At 69.3% G+C, this 17,930-nt stretch carries 13 protein-coding genes; 5 read left to right on the forward strand and 8 right to left on the reverse strand.

Annotation, left to right across the window (positions count from 1 at the left end; all coding sequences use genetic code 11):
- The coding region (locus tag HG543_RS38305; RefSeq protein ID WP_169349876.1) for a GDP-mannose 4,6-dehydratase at positions 1-274 on the reverse strand (274 nt) is incomplete at its 3' end.
- A 119-nt stretch (positions 275-393) separates the two neighbouring features.
- On the opposite strand from HG543_RS38305, the gene HG543_RS38310 reads away from it, so the two are divergent.
- Positions 394-1,995 (forward strand): glycosyltransferase, encoded by a 1,602-nt coding sequence (locus tag HG543_RS38310; protein ID WP_343073541.1) that lies wholly within the window; start codon positions 394-396, stop codon positions 1,993-1,995.
- Positions 1,985-2,548 carry a hypothetical protein gene (locus tag HG543_RS38315; RefSeq protein WP_343073542.1) on the forward strand — a complete coding sequence of 188 codons (564 nt, stop codon included), beginning with the start codon at positions 1,985-1,987 and terminating at the stop codon, positions 2,546-2,548. Before HG543_RS38310 ends, HG543_RS38315 begins: the two co-directional genes overlap by 11 nt.
- A 164-nt stretch (positions 2,549-2,712) precedes the next feature.
- Here HG543_RS38315 and HG543_RS38320 read toward each other — a convergent pair whose 3' ends face one another.
- The 5 genes from HG543_RS38320 to HG543_RS38340 form a co-directional block, all read right to left on the reverse strand.
- Positions 2,713-3,063 (reverse strand): YciI family protein, encoded by a 351-nt coding sequence (locus HG543_RS38320; protein ID WP_246357588.1) that lies wholly within the window; start codon positions 3,061-3,063, stop codon positions 2,713-2,715.
- 113 nt (positions 3,064-3,176) lie between these two features.
- Positions 3,177-3,638, reverse strand: coding sequence for a VOC family protein (locus HG543_RS38325; protein WP_169349878.1), 462 nt, complete (start codon positions 3,636-3,638; stop codon positions 3,177-3,179).
- A 160-nt stretch (positions 3,639-3,798) separates the two neighbouring features.
- On the reverse strand, positions 3,799-5,043 hold the full coding sequence (locus tag HG543_RS38330; protein WP_169349879.1) for a copper amine oxidase: 1,245 nt from the start codon (positions 5,041-5,043) through the stop codon (positions 3,799-3,801).
- A 246-nt stretch (positions 5,044-5,289) separates the two neighbouring features.
- Positions 5,290-7,623, reverse strand: a complete 2,334-nt coding sequence (locus HG543_RS38335; protein WP_439332615.1) for a Kelch repeat-containing protein — start codon at positions 7,621-7,623, stop codon at positions 5,290-5,292.
- 160 nt (positions 7,624-7,783) lie between these two features.
- Positions 7,784-8,218, reverse strand: coding sequence for a hypothetical protein (locus HG543_RS38340; protein WP_169349881.1), 435 nt, complete (start codon positions 8,216-8,218; stop codon positions 7,784-7,786).
- A 295-nt stretch (positions 8,219-8,513) separates the two neighbouring features.
- Between HG543_RS38340 and HG543_RS38345 the strand changes: the two genes are divergently transcribed.
- The 3 genes from HG543_RS38345 to HG543_RS38355 all read left to right on the forward strand — a co-directional run bounded on the left by HG543_RS38345 (position 8,514) and on the right by HG543_RS38355 (position 15,099).
- Complete coding sequence (locus HG543_RS38345) at positions 8,514-9,704, forward strand: efflux RND transporter periplasmic adaptor subunit (protein WP_169349882.1); 1,191 nt, start codon at positions 8,514-8,516, stop codon at positions 9,702-9,704.
- A gap of 1 nt (position 9,705) precedes the next feature.
- The gene (locus tag HG543_RS38350; RefSeq protein ID WP_169349883.1) at positions 9,706-12,819 is read left to right on the forward strand and encodes an efflux RND transporter permease subunit; all 3,114 of its coding nucleotides are present in this window, start codon (positions 9,706-9,708) and stop codon (positions 12,817-12,819) included.
- A gap of 114 nt (positions 12,820-12,933) precedes the next feature.
- Positions 12,934-15,099 (forward strand): glycosyltransferase, encoded by a 2,166-nt coding sequence (locus HG543_RS38355; RefSeq protein WP_246357589.1) that lies wholly within the window; start codon positions 12,934-12,936, stop codon positions 15,097-15,099.
- A gap of 47 nt (positions 15,100-15,146) precedes the next feature.
- Here the strand turns inward: HG543_RS38355 and HG543_RS38360 are convergent, their stop codons facing one another.
- A complete protein-coding gene (locus tag HG543_RS38360) occupies positions 15,147-15,497 on the reverse strand; it encodes a hypothetical protein (RefSeq protein ID WP_169349884.1) in 351 nt (116 codons plus the stop codon).
- A 489-nt stretch (positions 15,498-15,986) separates the two neighbouring features.
- Positions 15,987-17,930 (reverse strand): ELWxxDGT repeat protein (locus tag HG543_RS38365; protein ID WP_169349885.1); only part of this gene is annotated, 1,944 nt, incomplete at its 5' end.

A 17,930-nucleotide genomic window follows, 5' to 3' on the forward strand; every position in this document is an offset into this window, starting at 1 on the left:
GGATGGAGCGGTCCACGTGGCTCTCGGCGGCCAGGTGCATGACGGCGTCGATGGAGTGCACCGCCATCAGGTGCTCGACGAGCTCGCGGTTGCCGATGTCGCCGCGCACGAAGACGTGGCGGGGGTCACCCTCCAGCTCGGAGAGGTTCTCGAGGTTGCCCGCGTACGTGAGCTTGTCGAGGTTGACCACCGTCCAATCCGGCCGCTCGCGCCGCAGGTACTTCACGAGATTGGAGCCGATGAAGCCACAGCCTCCTGTCACCAGTACGTTCATGACCCGCCGACCTTGAATGCTTGGAGAGGGTGTCTGCGTATAGGAGGGGTCCGGTACCGTCAAGGCGGCGGGGGCTCGGGCTTGTGTGCTCGCCCCTCGCGGCTGTAAGGGGTCCGGCCGTGAGTGCTGACGGACGAGGCTCCCCCATCCACCAGATTCTCCCCCGGCTCGCCTGGGGCGACGCGGTGGGCAACCAGGTGCGCTACCTCCAGGGCCTGCTGCGCCGCTGGGGGCATGCGTCGGACATCTTCGCGGAGACGTGGGACGACGCCTGCAAGGACCAGGTGCGGCCGGTGCGTGACTACGCGCGCGAAGCAGGCAGGGACGCGGTGCTGGTGGTGCACCACAGCTTCGAGTCGCGCCTGGTGCCGTTCATCGCCCGGGCGCCCGGCCGCAAGGTGCTCGTGTACCACAACGTGACGCCTGCTCGGCTGTTCGAGGGGTTCGAGCGGAAGGTGGCCGCCGCGTGCGACGGCGCCCGGGACGAACTGCTGGCGCTGCGGCCGCATGTGGAGCGCGCGTTCGCCTATTCGCGCTTCAGCGCGGAGGAGCTGGTGGCGGCGGGATACCGGAACGTGTCGGTGCTGCCCTTCGCCATCGACTGGAAGGCGTTCGACACGCCGCCGGACCCGGCGCTCCACGCGGAGCTGGGGGACGGCTGCGCCAACGTGCTCTTCGTGGGGCGCGCGGTGCCGAGCAAGAAGGTGGACGACGTGCTGCGCGTCTTCACCGCGTACCAGAAGCTGTACCAGCCGATGAGCCGGCTGGTGGTGGCGGGGTACCTGCACCGAGACGGCGCGTATGGCGCGTACCTGCACGGGCTGAAGGACGTGCTCGGCGCGGACCGGGTGCGCTTCCTCGGCAGGGTGAGCGCGGCGCAGCTGTCCGCGTGCTTCGCCACGGCCACCACGTACCTGTCCATGAGCCGGCACGAGGGCTTCGGGGTGCCGCTGCTGGAGGCGATGTACCGGGGCGTGCCCGTGGTGGCGTACGGCGCCGCGGCCGTGCCGGAGACGATGGGCGGTGCGGGACTGACCACGCTGTCGGATGACCCGGCGGAGGTGGCGGAGCTGCTCGCGGTGATGGAGCGCAACGTGGCGCTGCGCGGGCAGGTCATCGCGGCGCAGCGGGCTCGGCTGGCGTCGCTGTCGCAGGACGCGGTGGCCGAGCAGGTGCGGGCGGCGTTCGAGGACATGCTCTCCGGACGGAGCGCGCCTTCCGCGTCGTCGGAGGCTTCGGCCGCGTCGGTGGAGCTGGTGTGCCCCGGGTTCACAGTGCGGCCCGATGCGCCGGCGTCGCGATTGGTGCGGAGCCTCGCGGAGAAGCTGCCAGGGGCTCGCATCCTCGCGCTGCGGCCCCGTGGGGCGGAGCCTTCGTTGGAGCTGGGGCCGGAGAACGTGGGTGGCGTGCCCGTGTGGCACTTCACCGCGGATCAGCCGCCGGGACGTGCGCCCGCGTCGCTGCCCGGTTCATCATCGCTGGAGACGGCGGTGCGGGTGTCCTCGGCTCCGGTGGTGTTGCTGGGCGTGGACACGGAGGTTGCGCGAGCGGTGCTGCCCCACGTGAAGGAGCGGGCCTGGGGGGCGTATGAATCCTCGCTCTCGGGGCCCTCCATCGAGCAGGCTCGTCAGCAATTGGGGCAACGGTTGGTGGTGCTGGAGCCGTCGCGTTCCGCGGATGCCGTGCGTGCCCTGCTGGGAGGAGTGACTCGTGCGACCTGAAGATCTGCTCACCCGCGCGCCGTCGGCCGAGGACGTGGTGCGTGAGACACAAAAGCTGCCCCAGCCGTCGGAGGAGGCGCGTGAGTCGCTGCGCCGCTCGCTGGAGGTCGCGTCCAAGCCCGCGACGCCCGCGCCGTGGCCGGCGCTGCTTCAGGAGGCGCGCGGGAAGATGGACAGCCGCTACGCCGAGCCGGCGACGTCGCACCGGGGCGGGCTCGTGGGGCTGGCGCTCGTCGTGTCCAAGCGGGCCTTCCGGGGTGTGTTCCAGCCGTTCATCAACGAGGTGCTGCGCAAGCAGGTGGAGTTCAACGAGTCCATCCTCGACGCGCTCGCCACCATCCACGACGTGCAGCGGGAGCACGTGCGCACGCAGGCGCTGTGGCGACAGGAATTGGACCACCGGCTGGCACGCATCGAAGCCGCGGCCTCACGGGGACGGGAGGCTGCTCCCGTCCCCGCGGAGACGTCGACAGCAAAGCCGGGCCCGACTGTTGACACGGCCTCCGTGAAACAAACTCCTGGCACCTCTCGCGGACGCTCCCGGCGTCGCTGACGTTCCTCCGAGGACTGACCGACCGCGAGCCATCACCCCGGACCGTCTCCTTGCGGCAGATGCTCCAGCAGGTCTGAGCGGGCGTGGACGCATGGGCCCCGCCCGTTCCTGGTGACGAGCGATGGCGAGCAGCCCTCGCCCCTGTCCATTCTAGCGACGGCTCTTCAGTCCCCGTCATAGCAGACGCCGATCTCACGCAACTCGACCGTCGACCACTCGGCCGCGGGACACGCGCTCGCGATTGCGAGCGCCTCCTCCCGGCCTTGGCAATCGAAGAGGATGAATCCCCCGACGATCTCCTTGGACTCGGTGAACGGCCCATCGAGCAGGGTGCGCTTGCCGCCGCGGACCTCGATCCGCACCCCTTCCGAAGCGGAACGGAGCGAGTCGCTGGCCTTCCATATCCCTCGGGCCTTGAGGTCTTCCACGAAGCGCACCATCCGCTCCATCTCGCGACGCCCCTGCTCCGCCGTCCGGCTCTGTTTCCGCCCGCCCTCTTCCATGATCAACAGCATGTATGCCATCACGCACCCCGTAGATGCCTCTCGATTACAGGCGCCAGGAACGTAACGGGGCGGCCCCTCTGGAGTCCAACATGCGGACGGGCTGAGCGCGAACCAGGGAGTGCTCAGCTCTCGCGCGCCGCGGCTTCCAGCGCCGCGATGTCCATCTTGATCATGCCCATCATGGCCTGCATGGCCTTGGGATGGCTCACCAGATCCTCGACATTGCGTGGCACCACCTGCCAGCACAGGCCGAAGCGGTCGGTCAGCCAGCCACAGGCCATGGGCTTGCCACCCCCCGCCATCAGCTTCTCCCAGTACGAGTCGAGCTCCTTTTGCGAATCGCAACGCACGAAGAACGAGAACGCAGGCGTGAGCTGGTGCGCGGGCCCGCCGTTCATGAACGTCATCTCCTGGCCCTCGAGCTCGATGACGATGGTCGCGATCTTCCCTTCCGGCCAGGGCCCGACGCCCTTCGAGCGCAGCTCCTTCACCTTGCGCGCATGCGGAAAGACGCCGAGGTAGAACTCAGCGGCTTCTTCCGCGTTGTCGTTGAACCAGAGAAACGGTGCGAGCTTGCTGGGCATGATTGCTACTCCGTGAGCATGAGGTTGAGAAAGCCGCCGTTCGCTTCCATACCGCACTCGATGGACTGGCTGGCGGTGGCTCTTCCCCCGCCGTTCGAGGCCAGACACCGAATCAGGTGCGCCTGGTGTCCGGTCAACGCGTCCCGCTTCCGGCCCGCGCTCAGGGCTCGAGCGGGTTCCGGTAGTGGAAGCTCCTCGGCTTGAGCACGAAGGACATCCACTCGGTGGGCATGTTGACCTCGTCCTCGTCACGAGGCGTGTGCAGGTGCCGGTTGACGTACCAGACCACCAGGTCCTGTCCATCCACGGATTGACCGTCGACCATGGCGCCCACGTGCGCGGGAGCGGAGGTACAGGTCGGCCGGATGTGGGGCGGGACGTTCCTCGCCGCGAGCGTCTCGCAGTCGTTGAACCGGGTGACCCAGACCTCGTGCTCGGACCAGGGCTCAGCGGTGGTGACCTGTCCGGTCCACAGTCCGTCGAGCTTGGGGACGAGCTCATAGCCCACGTTGCGCCCGTCGCTGTTGGTGAGTTGCTTGTCGTAGATGTGCCACGTCGAATAGTTCTCGGCGACGATGTTGTGGGCGGCTTCGGTCAGGATGGGCGTTTCCACGTTCGTCCAGCACGTTCCCGGCGTGGAGCAGGTGCTATCGGGAGACGGGGCCATGGACGGCTGGAGGGTCATCCGTGCGATGGCATCGTTCGAGGACCCACCGAGGTCGAAGTCCAGCCGGTAGTAGACGTTGTGCATGTGGGTGAGCCCATAGGACGGCGTCGGGTTCGCCACGGCGTCCACACGGCTGCCATAGGGCGCATGGGCCGCGGTCGTCCCGTAATACGCGAGCCGGCCCGTCATCCCCAGCATGGGCTGGAGGGTTCCATCATCGTGGAACTCCCACCGGTTGATGTACATGTACGTGCCGAGCTGCGAGGCCATGCTCACCGAGACGAGCTCGCCCAGCTGGAAGCTGGTCGACATCTTCCAGGCGTAGCCGCGGTCCTCGACGTTCATGCAGATGCGGTTGCTGGCCAGGCGCGTGCCTCCCGCGCATTCCGCCTGGTTCAGCTGGAGGGCCCTGACGCCCAGCCCCTCGGAATCCCGGGTGACGTCCAGGAGCCGGGGCGTGCCCACGAGGTAGGGGACGTGAATCTCCGCGATGGCCGCCTGTGAGAGCACCAGGCGCGACGTGCCTCCCCGGGGCGTGAAGTAGGCATTCCTGATGGTCAACCCCTCACACGGGCAGTTCTGGACGGAGAAGGTCCACCGCGTGCCCGAGGTGAAGGTGTGGTCGACGGACGACAGTGAGGTGCAGGCCGCGTAGGTGCACGCGGCCTCGACGGGCTGGGAGAAGCCCAGCAGGATTCCCAGCCCCACGAGCCCTGAGATGAAGCGATACCCGGACATGTTCCCCCCTTGTCTGAGAAGGACCTCGACAAGGAGGGAGCAGTTAGGGCGGCGGACGCCGGAGCGGCAGCGGCTCCAGGTGCGGCCCGCCTGCGCGGCGCAGGACACACTCATCACCCACCGTCGTTGACGGTCAGCGCCGCCTCCCAGGCGGCAGGGGCCGGAAGCCGCTGAACTCCCAGCGGTTTCCAGCCCCTGTGCTTTCAGGCTCCAGCGCCTCGCCCGGTGTGGCCAACTCCCAATGACTCACGGGCTCCAGGCCGTGTACAGCTCCGCCTCCGCGTACTGGTAGTTGCCATCCGGGGTGTATCCCCCCGCGACGAGCACCTTGCCGTTGAGCAGCAGCACCGCCGTGTGGCTTCCGCGACGCGTGGCCATGGCGCCGGCAGAACTCCAGGTACCCGAGGCCGGGTCGTACACCTCCGCCAGCTCATGGGCACCATAGAGCATGTCGCCGAATCCCCCCGCGACGAGGACTCTGCCGTCGGGCAGCAGCGTCGCCGTGTGGGAGTCATGGCCTTCGGCCATGGAGCCGGTGGGGCTGAAGGTGCCCGTGGCCGGGTCATACAGCTCCGCTGTCGGGAGCTGGCCGAGGGCTCCCCCCGCGACGAGGACCTTGCCGTTGAGCAGCAGCGTCGCCGTGTGCGCTTCGCGCGGCTCGGCCATGGATCCAGTGGGGCTGAAGGTGCCCGTGGCCGGGTCATACACCTCCGCCGTCACGAGATGGCCGGAGCCGCTCCAGCCCCCGACGACGAGGACCTTGCCGTCGGGCAGCAGCGTCGCCGTGTGCTCTTCACGAGGCGCGGCCATGGAGCCGGTGGGGCTGAAGGTGCCCGTGGCCGGGTCATACACCTCCGCCGTCGCGAGATGGCCGGAGCCGCTCCAGCCTCCGACGATGAGGACCCTGCCGTCGGGCAGCCGCGTCGCCGTGTGCTCTTCGCGATGCTCGGCCATGGAGCCGGTGGCGCTCCAGGTGCCCGTGGCCGGGTCATACAGCTCCGCTGTCGGGAGGTGGTCGCTGCTGCCCCCCACGACGAGAACCCTGCCGTCGGGCAGCCGCGTCGCCGTGTGATTGGCGCGCCCCTCTGCCATGGAGCCGGTGACGCTCCAGGTGCCCGTGACCGGGTCGTACACCTCCGCCGTCTTGTACGCGACATCCCCTCCAGGCTCCCAGATGTCATCGTCGACCACTCCCCCGCTGACGAGGACCGTGCCGTCGGTCAGCAACGTGGCCGTGTGGTCGTGGCGGGTCTGGGTCATGGAGCCCGTCGGCTCCCAGCTCCCCACGGGGGGACAGGCCGGCAGCCCGGCCACCGTGAAGCTCCGCGTCGCCGTCAGGCCAAAGGTGTTCCTCACGGTGACGGTGATGGAAGGTGGGGCACTGACACAGGCGGGAGCCGTCCAGGTGATGCGGCTGCGGGAGCCGTCCCGGGTCGGTGTGCCTGGCCAGCCTGAATTGGCCTCCCAAGCGAAATAGAGGGGCGCGCCCTGCGGATCGCTGGCGAACACTTCGAAGGTGAGCACCTGTCCCGGGGTCGCCGTGTCCGAGGAACGGTAGGAGCGGAGAATGGCGGGCTCGAAGCGCTGCGTCTCGGGCGCGTTGCTGACACACAGGGCGACGGTGCCCGTGGTCTGTCCTCCCCGCCCGTCCGAGACAGAGACCGTCAGGCGGCAGTTGTTGCAAGCGCCAGCGGGCAGGATCGCGGGAGTGAACTGGGTGGTGTTGGACCAGGCGTCGCTGAAGGAACCCGCGCAGGTGGCGCTCCAGGAATAGGAGAGGCTGTCCCCATCCGGGTCGGAAGCGGAGACGGAGACGAGGGCGGGCTGCCCCACCACGAGCCACGTGGGCGTGGCCTCCATGGTGTCCACCCGGGGGGAGCTATTGAAAGAGATGGCCAGCTCCGCCTCTCCCACCTCGTCGAAGACGACGTTGACGGCCAGGGTGATGCTGGACGACAGGCCCCGCGAGTCCGTCACGGTGAAGGTCAGCTTCTGGATGCCCATGGACTCGGGCGCCATCCACGTGGTGAAGGCCTCGGAGGGCGAGGAGAAGGTACCCGCGGTGGCGCTCCAGGTGTACGTGAGCGTGTCGTCGGGGTTGGGGTCATGCGCCGTGGCCGTCAGGAAGATGAAGCCGCCCGGGAACACGGAGGTGGAAGAGGTCACCAGGGAATCGATGACGGGGGCTTCGTTCTCGAAAGGAGGCGGCGGGTCGACCTGCTGGAGGGTGATGGCGACGAGGGTCGTCTGGTCGGCGGAGATGGTGACGCCGGCGGCGGAGCCCGCGAACAGCAGCGTGCCCGAGGCATCGAAGGCCCGCGCCGCGAAGGCACGGTCGGTGCCCACGGGGAGGTTGCCGATGGTGCCGCCCCACACCCCGTTCGTCTGCACGAGGTCCACTCCCACGGACCGGATGTCCGGACCGCCGGAGATGATGAGGACGCGGGCGATGCTGGATGAGAGGGATTGAGGCGCGGAGACTGCGAATCGGGCCGAACCCGAATCGGAAGGAGAGTCAGCGCAGCCCACCAGCAACGCCACGGTGAGCGACAACATCAACTGAGTGAATGCCTTTTTGATAAGGCCCCCTTTGTTCGATCTGGCCGCGCATTGAACGAGCAGGAGGCAGGTTCTGACTATTGCCCCAGATGGCTGATACGCCGTCGCTTGCCAGTCGCTTCCGCACGAACCCGTGGGCTGGAAGACAGCGCTCCCATCTCGTCGTGCGAGGGGCCGTGCTTCAGGACACGGTCCTTCCGCGCAGCCGTACCACCAGGAGCGTCACGCACACCGCGCACAGCAGGCCGAGGCTCAACATGGTGAACAATGGCTTCTCCGTCGCGCCGGGGTGGCTCGCGAGGATCATCGCCGTCTTCCCCGGGCGCGGATCCACCAGCACCTTCACGGTGGAGCCCTCGGCGTATTGGTTGTAGTGCCCCTGGCCCACCTCGATGCGTGACTCCAGGTGCGGCTGCACGCTGTCCTCCGAGAGCCGGACATCGAGGAAGTAGCTGGTGGACTTGCCACCCGTCCAATCGCGGCCCACCACCACCCCCGTCTCCGGAACCCCCACCCGCGTGAGCAGGGACGCGCTGCGGTACTCCAGGCAACCCGAGACCGTGCCCACACACGACATGAGCGCGAGTGCCGCGATGCCCAGGATTTGACGGTTCATGGTTCAGCGCGTCCTAGCCGTTCGAGCCGCGAGCAGCGCGGGCAGCTCCGCGACGGATTGAAGTGTGAAACGGGGTTCGGGCAAGTGGGCCGGTACGGGCAGGCCCTCCGGTTGATCCAACAAGAGTCCAGGCCCGCGTTCAAGGACCCGACATTGTCACGGGTGAGCCAGGCGCTGTTGAGCGTTCGGCACATGCACGGGGCTCGGGTCTCGCTTCATCTCCGGAGCCACGTGCGCAGCTTGGGCGGGCGACATCGACCTCGCCCGTGGTTGGTGGGCGTGAGAGGACCCGAAGGTGGGCCACGACTCAATCACCCGGTGGAGAAGGGCTCGGCGGTATGCGCTGGTGGGCGTGGGCCTGCTCGTTTTCGTCGGAGGCCTCGCCGGTATCAAGTTCCTCCAGATCTCCCAGCTCATCGCTTACGGCCAGCAGATGGAGGCCCTGGGGCCGCCGCCGGAAGCGGTCGGCTCGGCGGTGGCCCAGGCCGACACCTGGGAGAGGACGCTTCAGGCCGTGGGCACCGTGACCAGCATCGAGAGCGTCGCGATTCGCAACGAGGTGCCGGGGGTGGTCGAGCGGATTGCCTTCAGCTCCGGCGCGCGGGCGCAGGAGGGCGCGGTGCTCTTCGAACTCGACGCCCGCATCGAGCGCGCGCAGCTCCGGACCGCACGGGCGCGGCTCGCCGACGCCCAGGCGGACCTGCACCGCGCCAGGGCCCTTCAGAAGGGGGGAGTGCTGACCCCGTCCGCCCTGGATGACGCGGAAGCCGCCTACAACATCGCCGCGGGCGAGGTCTCCGCGCTCGAGGCGCGACTCCATCAGAAGATCATCCGCGCCCCCTTCACCGGGCGCCTGGGCATCCGCAACGTCAGCGTCGGTCAGTTCCTGAATCCCGGCACGCAACTCGTGGTGCTCGATGCCGTCGACGACCTCCTGGTGGACTTCTCCTTGCCCCAGCAGGACGTGTCGAGGGTCCAGTCGGGCATGCCGGTCCGGGTCGGCTTCAGTGCGTCCCCCAGGACCGAGCTCGCCGCGAAGTTGCTCGCCGTGGAGCCGACGGTCGACGTGGCCACGCGCAACCTGGCACTCCGGGCCCGGGTCACCCAACCGGACGGGCGGCTGAAACCCGGCATGTTCGTCGATGTGACCGTGGTGACGCCGGAGAAGCTCGACGTCGTCACGGTCCCCGCCACGTCCGTCGTGCACGCCGCGTACGGCGACTCCGTGTTCGTCATCGAAGAGAAGAAGCCGGGCACTCCGGGCATGGACCGGACCCCCGACGGGAAGCCGGTCCACATCGCACGCCAGCAGTTCGTGCGCCTGGGATCGGCACGCGGCGACTTCGTCTCCATCCTGCAAGGCCTGGAGCCGGGCGCGAGGGTGGTGACCGCGGGCGCGTTCAAGCTCCGCAACGGCACGCCCGTGGTCGTGGACGACTCCGCCATGCCGCGACCCGAGCGCGACCCCAAGCCCGAGAACCGGTGACATGGCACTGACCGACATCTTCGTGCGCCGGCCCGTGCTGGCCATCGTCGTCAACCTCTTCGTGGTGATTGGCGGCCTCCAGGCCATCCGCACGCTGAGCGTCCGGCAGTACCCGAAGGTCGAGAGCGCCACGGTGACGATTCGCACCGTCTACCTGGGCGCCAGCGCCGACCTGGTGCGCGGCTTCATCACCACGCCCATCGAGCGGGCCGTCGCGGCCGCGGGCGGCATCGACTACATCGAGTCGCAGAGCGTCCAGGGGCTGTCGACCATCAACGTGCGCCTGAAGCTCAACTTCAACGCCGCCGATGCCCTGGCCGACATCTCCTCGCGGGTGAACCAGGTCCGCACCGACCTGCCGCCCGAGGCCGAAGTCCCGTCCATCCAGATAGAACCCTCGGACGCCGCCGTGGCGGCGATGTATCTGAGCTTCGGCTCGGACATCCTCGACGACAATCAGGTCACCGACTACCTCATCCGAATCGTCCAGCCCCGGCTCTCCGCCATCGACGGCGTCCAGCGCGCGGACCTCCTCGGCGGCCGTACCTTCGCGCTCAGGGCCTGGCTCAAGCCGGAGCGCCTGGCCGCCTTCAACGTGAGCCCCTCGGAGGTCCGGCAGGCGCTCGCCTCGAACAACGCGCTCACCGCCGTCGGGCAGACCAAGGGCGCGCTGGTCCAGGCCAACATCACCGCGACCACGGACCTGCGCTCGGCCGACCAGTTCAAGAAGCTCATCGTCCGCGAGCGGAACGGCGCGGTGGTCCGCCTGGAGGACGTGGCGGACGTGGTCCTCGGCGCGGAGAGCTACGACGAGGCCGTCCGCTTCTCGGGAGAGCGCGCCGTCTTCATGGGCATCTGGGTGCTCCCCACCGCCAACTCCCTCGACGTCATCCGCAGCGTGCGCGAGGAGATGGAACTCGTCCGGCGCGAGCTTCCCAGCGGGATGCAGGCCCATATCGCCTATGACGCCACCACCTACATCGACGACGCGCTGAACGAAGTCCTCAAGACGCTCAGCGAGACCATCCTCATCGTCATCCTCGTCATCCTGCTGTTCCTCGGCTCGCTGAGGACCTCGCTCGTCCCGGTGATTGCCATTCCGCTCTCGCTGGTGGGCGGCGTGTTCCTGATGCAGCTGCTGGGCTTCACGCTGAACCTGCTCACGCTGCTCGCCATCGTGCTGTCGGTGGGGCTGGTCGTCGACGATGCCATCGTCGTGGTGGAGAACGTCGAGCGCCGTGTGCGGCTCGGTGAGACGCCCCTGAAGGCCGCGTTGCTGGGCGCACGGGAGCTGGTGCGGCCGCTGATTGCCATCACCATCACCCTCGCCGCCGTGTATGCGCCCATCGGTCTCCAGGGCGGGCTGAGCGGCGCGCTCTTCCGGGAGTTCGCCTTCACCCTGGCGGGCGCGGTGTTCGTCTCGGGCTTCGTCGCGCTCACGCTCTCGCCCATGATGTCCTCGAAGCTCATCCGCCCCGAGCACGGCCGGGGACGGGTGGGCGAGCTGCTCGACCGGGGTTTCGAGGCCGTCAGGCGCGGCTACCTGCGCGCGCTCGATGCGACGCTGGGGCTGCGGCCCGCGGTCTACGCGGTGTGGATCCTCCTGTCGCTCCTGGTGGTCCCGATGTACCTGTTCGCGCCCAAGGAGCTGGCCCCGCTGGAGGACCAGGGCGTGGTGTTCGGCGCCATCGAGGCTCCAGCGAACGCCTCGCTGGAGCAGGTCAGCTTCTATACCGACCAGGTCCATGCACACTTCAAGAGCACGCCGGAGTTCATGCACAGCTTCCAGATCACCTTCCCGAGTGGAGGCTTCGGGGGGATGCTGGTGAAGCCCTGGACGGAGCGCGAGCGCACCGTCTTCGACATGGAAGCGGAGCTGAACCAGAAGCTCGCCACGGTGACGGGAATCCGGGCCCCGGTGTTCCTGCCGCCATCGCTGCCGAGCGCCGGCCAGTTCCCGGTCGAGTTCGTCATTGCCTCGACGCGTGAGCATGAGGAGCTGGTGCGCCTGGGCGATCAGATCGTCCAGGAGGCGGTGGCGAGCGGGCAGTTCGCGTTTCCGCCCATCGTCGACGTGCGTATCGACCAGGCGCGCCACGAGGTGGTCATCGACCGCGACAAGGCCGCGGCGCTGGGGTTGACCATGCAGCAGGTCGGCGCGGACCTCTCCGCGTTGCTCAGTGGGGACTACGTCAACCGCTTCAACCTCGAAGGGCGCAGCTACAAGGTCATTCCGCAGGTGGAGCGCGCGGCCCGGCTGGACGAGTCGCAGCTCGCCGACCTCCGGGTGAGGGGCCCCAAGGGGGAGCTGTTGCCGCTGCGCTCCATCGCCACGCTCCAGCGCGACATCGAGCCACGGACGCTCAACCGCTTCCAGCAGCTCAACTCCATCAAGATTTCAGGGGTCTTCACCCGTTCTCTCGATGGGGCCCTGAGCGTCCTCGAGGACTCGGCGGCACGCCTGCTCCCGGAGGGCTTCCGCGTGGACTACACCGGCGAGGCGCGGCAGCTGCGAGAAGAGGCCGGGAGGTTCCTGCCCGCGATGGGGCTGGCGCTGGTGCTCATCTTCCTGGTGCTGGCGGCCCAGTTCAATTCGTTCAGGGATCCCTTCGTCATCCTCGCGGGCTCCGTGCCCCTCAGCATGTTCGGCGCGCTCATCTTCCTGTTCCTGAAGTTCCAGGGACCGCCCGGGCTGAGGTTCTCTCTCACGGAGGGTTGGACCACCACCCTCAACATCTACTCGCAGGTGGGGCTGGTGACCCTGGTGGGGCTCATCGCCAAGAACGGAATCCTCATGGTGGAGTTCGCCAACGTCCAGCAGCTCGCGGGCCTCGGCAAGCTCGAAGCCATCCGGGAGGCGGCGCGGATCCGCTTCCGCCCCATCCTGATGACCACCGCCGCCACGGTGGCCGGCCACCTCCCGCTGACCTTCGCCTCCGGCCCCGGAGCCGAGGCCCGCAATAGCATCGGCTACGTGCTGGTGGGCGGCATGTCCATCGGTACCCTGTTCACGCTCTTCGTGGTGCCATCCCTCTACATGCTCATCGCGAGGCAGCACCGGGCGGAGCGGGAGCTTCCGGAGGGGGAGGCCCTCTCGGCGCCTTCCCACGCTTGAGCGGGGGGCTTCCGGTCTGGATGAGACCCCGCCCGATGAGGCTTCTCGCCGGGCGATTTGCTAGAGACCTTCTGCCACGCGGGCGCGGCCCGCCTCCCTGGCGAGGTCCTCTCCTTGCGAATCTGTCTCGTCTCCAAGGCGCTCTCGCCTGTCACCGGGGGAGACATCGGCACGTATGTCTCACGCATGGCGCGCGCCTTCGCGGAGGCCGGCCACGAGGTCCACGTCCTCACCGCGCCGCGGGCGGGCCTCGTCGCGGGGGGGCTGACGGAGCCGCCGGGCGTGCGCATCCACGCCGTGGAGGAGCTCCAGGGCGGCTTCGCGGGCGCCTTCGCGCACCCGCCCCTCCGTCACGCGATGGCCGTCTACACGACGCTGAAGACGCTCCACGCGCGGCATTCCTTCGACTTCATCGAGTTCCCCGAGCGCGAGTGTGAAGGGTTCTTCGCCCTGCGCGCGAAGCGCACGCTGGGCCACTTCGCCTCGGCCGTGCTCGCGGTGCGCCTGCACACGCCCACCGCCGAGCTCCTGAAGCTCAACCGCGTGGCCACGCTGACGCAGGACTCCGCGCAGCAGGAGTTCTTCGAGGCCGCCTCCATCCGCGAGGCGGACCTGGTCCTCTCCCCGACTCGCGCGCTGCTGGAGCGGCTCGGACCGGGGCACAGCGGCGTCGTGGTCCCCTACCCGCTCGCGCTCCCCACGGAGTCCGCCGCGGTGCACCCGCGGCCCTCGGTGCTGTACCTCGGGCCGCTGGAGTACCGGAAGGGCGTCCACCTGCTCATCGACGCCATGCAGGCCCTCTTCGCACGCGGGCTCCGCGCGCAGGTGCGGCTCATCGGCGATGACACGCCGACGGGCCCCGGAGGAGGCTCGCTGCTCCAGTGGCTGAAGCGGCGCATCGACCCCGCCTGGAGCGAGCGCTTCCACTTCGAGCCGCACCGCGCCGACACCGAGCGCGCCATCGCCACCGCGGCCGTGTGCTGCGTCCCATCCCTCTGGGACAACCTCCCCTACGAGGGCCTCGGTGCCCTGGCCGCCGGTTGCCTCGTGGTGGCCAGCGACGCGGGCGGACTGACGGAGGTCATCGAGGAGGGCCGGAGCGGGCTCCTCTTCCGCTCCGGTGACGTGGCGCACCTGACGGACGTGCTGGAGAAGGCGCTCGGCACGCCGGCCCCGCGCGAGGCCACGCGCGAGCACGCCCGCGCACGCATCGCCGCATACTGCCATCCCGCGAGCATCGTGAGGCAGGTCGAGGCCGCGGTGGCCGACGCCGCCCCGAAGCGCTACCAGGGCCCACCGAAGCCGGCGGCACGCGCCCCGGGCTCGGACGCGCCGCTCGTGTCGTTCCTGGTGCCCTACTACAACATGGGGCGCTACCTGCCGGAGACGCTGCGCTCCATCCGCGCGCAGACCCTCACGGACTACGAAATCGTCCTCGTGGACGACGGCTCCACGGACTCGGAGAGCCGGGCGCTGCTGGACACGCTCCACGCGCCGGACCTGCGCATCGTCCGCAAGCGCAACGGGGGACTCAGCTCGGCGCGCAACGCGGGGCTGCGAGTGGCGCGGGGACGCTACATCCTGCCGCTGGACCCGGACGACCTCATCGAGCCCACCTTCCTGGAGAAGGCGGTGGCGGTGATGGAGGCCACGCCCGGGCTCGGCTACGTCACGTCCCTGGTCGCCTACTTCCGCGAGTCACCGGAGAACGTGGTGGGCGGCTGGATTCCCTCGGGCCTCGACCGCGACGCGCTGTGGGTCGTCAACGCGGCCTCCACCTGCACGGCGCTGATGGAGCGCCGGCTCCTGGAGGCGCTGGGCGGCTATGACGAGTGGCTCACGGCGTTCGAGGACTGGGACGTGTTCTCGCGCATGGCGGAGCGTGGCCTGACGGGCATGGTCATCCCGGAGCCGCTCTTCCTGTACCGGCGGCGCTCGGACTCGATGACGCACACGCTGCGGCTGGCGGAGCGGCTGCTGCTGCTCTCGTACCTGAGCAACAAGCACGCCACCCTGGCGCTGGACCCGGGGCGCTCGCTGCGCATCCGCGAGGGCGAGGCGCACAGGATGGAAGCACGGCTGCTCGCCGAGGTCGCCGCGGCCGTGCCGCCGCCCCTGATGAACCGGGTGGCCGACCGGGTGAATGGCACCCTCAAGCGCTTCGACCTCCTCCACCACACGCTGCGAAGCGCGGCCCGGCACGTGGCGCCGGATGAGTCTCGCCCCATCCGGCACCAGCTCGTGGACCGGCTCCGGAGGAAGCCGCCCTCCGGCGCGTGAGACTCCCCCTGGGACGCCCTGGATGCCCACGTTCGTGGCTCCCCGTCTCAGTCGCGGCCCGCGCCTTCCACGCAACGCGCGGGTGGCACGGGTTCCCACGTCCAACCGCTCCGTTGCCAGCACCACCGTGGCGGGTCCCGCTGCCAGTCATCGCCACGGAGGTCATAGTCGCCGTCCCCGTCGGTATCGATTTCCACGCGGACGACGGTGTCGACGCCCCAGACAAGGTAGCGGAAGCCGCGCCCATTCCATTCGACGCGTCCTGGCGTCCGGGTGAACAGCCAATGGCCGTCGGGCATCTGGATGAGCTTGATGTGCGACGACACGTATCCCAGCACCGCGAGCACCACGGCCACGAAGAGGGCGAGCTCCCAGGGGATGGAGGGTGTCTTTCGCATGGCACCCCACTCTTCAAGGTGCGTGCCTGCCTTCGTCCGCCGGGCTCGCCGGACAGCGTGCACCTCCACCGTGCCAGGCTGTCACGGCCAGCGAGCCATCGGCGACACGCTGTCAGGCGTGGGGCCGTGAAGGCGGCTCAGCCGTTCGTCGCGCCCTGGCTCGTGTAGACGGAGAAGTGGTCCACCGTGTGCAACACATCGCCACCGGATGAATGACGACCGGAACGGCGACCGTCACGGGTGGCGCTACGCGGCGCTCGCCTGCGTGAGCTTTGGCATCCCCATGCTGTTGCTCCGGGAGCACCCCTGGCACGCGCTCGGTGCCTGGGGGCTCGCGTGCCTCGTGTACCTGGGTCTGCTGTGGCTCTTCGGCCTGGGCTTCGTGCTCGAAGGGGCCCTGTTCGTGTTCATCTGGGCCCTGGCGTTCGCGGCGTTGTTCAACGCCATCTTCCATGCCCGCGAAGAGGCCAGGGCCTCATCTCCGATGCCTCACGGGGCCGTGGTGTCCACGGAGCGCCTGCGCCGCGCGGACAGCAGGCCCAGCAGCGCCAGCCCGAACATCCCCAGGCCCGCGCCGCCGGACTGCTGGCAGCCACAGCCGCTCGAGTCCTCCGGAGGCGGCGGGCTCGTCCCCCCTCCGCCGTCCGGCGTGTCCGAGCCGCTCACCCGCACCTCGAACGTGCAGCTCCGGGGGTTGCCGCTCGAGTCCGTGGCCGTGGCCGTCACCTCGGTGGTGCCCACGGGGAACACGCTCCCCCTGGCTGGCGCGTAGGTCACCGTCACGGGGCGAGAGACCGCGTCCGACGCCTGCGCCTCCGGCCACACCACGGCAACACCCGCGCTGGACGTCGCCACCGCGGACTGCGAGGGCGGGCACTCCAGGGCCGGCGCCGTCGTGTCACGCACGTGGACGGCGAACTGGCACATCGTGGCGTTACCCGCCGCGTCCGTGGCGGTGACACTCGCGTCGGTGACTCCCAGCATGAAGACCGCGCCCGAGGCATGGCTGTACGTCACCTTGGGATTCGGGTCCTTGTCATCCGTCACCCTCGCCAACGGGTAGCTCACCGGCGCGCCCTGTGCGCTCACCGCCTCGACCACCTGGGGCCCAGGGCAGGTCAGCACCGGAGCCTCCATGTCGGCCTCCTCCAGGCGCATCGCCCACAGCTCGGTGCCCGAGCCCGCGCTCCAGGCCGGGAAGAACAGATGCTCACCCGCGGGCACCATCCACAGCGGCGACGACGAGGCCACGCCCGGAGCAATGTCCGCCACGCGCACGGTGCCCGCCGCCGTCCCATCCGTCCGCCACAGCTCCTGCCCGGACAGGCCATCCGACGCGGCGAACACGAACGTGCCATCCGTCCCCAGCGGGAAGAAGTCCCCCGGCGAGCCCGCGGCGGGCCCGCCGTCCGGACGGAGGTTCTTCAACATCCCCGTGCCCTCCGCCGTCCCATCACTGCGCCATGGCTGGTAGCCGTGCGTCCCGTCATCCGCGACGAACAGCAGCGTGTCCCCCGCGGCCGTGAGGTGGATGGGCGGCCCCACCCGCGCCGAGGTGCCAAACGTCCGAACCCTCACCGGCGCCCCGCCGTCGCTCTTCCAGAGCTCGGGTGCCCTCCCCGCGGGATGCACGGGGAAGAAGAGCGTCCCATTCACGATGGCCGTGTTCCTCTGACGAAGCTCCGTGCCGCTCTCGGACGGTACGGGGCCGAGGGCGCGCGTTCCCGCCGCCGTTCCATCACTCGTCCAGAGCTGGATTCCGAGTGCGTCCGTACTGGCCCAGAAGTAGAGGCGGCCATTCATCGTCACCATGTCGTAGAAGGAGACGAACGCCTCGGGTGCGTCCAGGGCCACCAGCTTCCGCGTGCCCGCATCGGTGCCGTCGCTCGTCCAGAGTTCCTCGCCACTCCAGGCCGAGCTGGCCGCCGCGAAGTAGAGCCGGGTGCCCAGCACGACGGGCAGCCGCGGGCGCCACCGGATGGACCGCAGGCCTCGGACCCGCCTCGTGCCCTCGGGCGTCCCGTCCGTCTTCCACAGCGATTCCCCCTCCGCATCCTCCGGGTAGATGAACCAGGCCTCCGTGCCCGCGGTGACGATGGGCCGCTCCGGATCGTCCGTCCAGAGCCGGACGGGCGCGAGCACCCGGGGGGCCTCCGCGCTCGGGTCCACGCTCCACAGCGCCCGCGCTCCCGTGTCGTTGTCGCTGGCGGCCACGAGAAGCCGTCCTCCGAGCCGGGTCAGATGGGTGGGTTGCCGCAGAGAGGTGGTGCCGCCCACCGCGACCGTCCCAGCGGAGGTGCCGTCGCTGCGAAACAGGATGTCTCCCGCGTACGCGTTGGGTTCCGCGACGAAGTAGAGCTTCCCATCCAGCTCGACGCCCGGGCGCGGGTACGTCTTGATGCTCGAAAGCGCGGAGTCGGCGAGCCCCCCCAC

Origin of the sequence: Pyxidicoccus fallax (assembly GCF_012933655.1) — a bacterium.
GTDB classification, from domain to species: domain Bacteria; phylum Myxococcota; class Myxococcia; order Myxococcales; family Myxococcaceae; genus Myxococcus; species Myxococcus fallax.

Coding starts and splice junctions, on each gene's coding strand:
- HG543_RS38320 (WP_246357588.1), bottom strand. CDS start 3,063: ATGCTGTTGATCATGGAAGAGGGCGGGCGGAAACAGAGCCGGACGGCG.
- HG543_RS38325 (WP_169349878.1), bottom strand. CDS start 3,638: ATGCCCAGCAAGCTCGCACCGTTTCTCTGGTTCAACGACAACGCGGAA.
- HG543_RS38330 (WP_169349879.1), bottom strand. CDS start 5,043: ATGTCCGGGTATCGCTTCATCTCAGGGCTCGTGGGGCTGGGAATCCTG.
- HG543_RS38340 (WP_169349881.1), bottom strand. CDS start 8,218: ATGAACCGTCAAATCCTGGGCATCGCGGCACTCGCGCTCATGTCGTGT.
- HG543_RS38350 (WP_169349883.1), top strand. CDS start 9,706: ATGGCACTGACCGACATCTTCGTGCGCCGGCCCGTGCTGGCCATCGTC.
- HG543_RS38360 (WP_169349884.1), bottom strand. CDS start 15,497: ATGCGAAAGACACCCTCCATCCCCTGGGAGCTCGCCCTCTTCGTGGCC.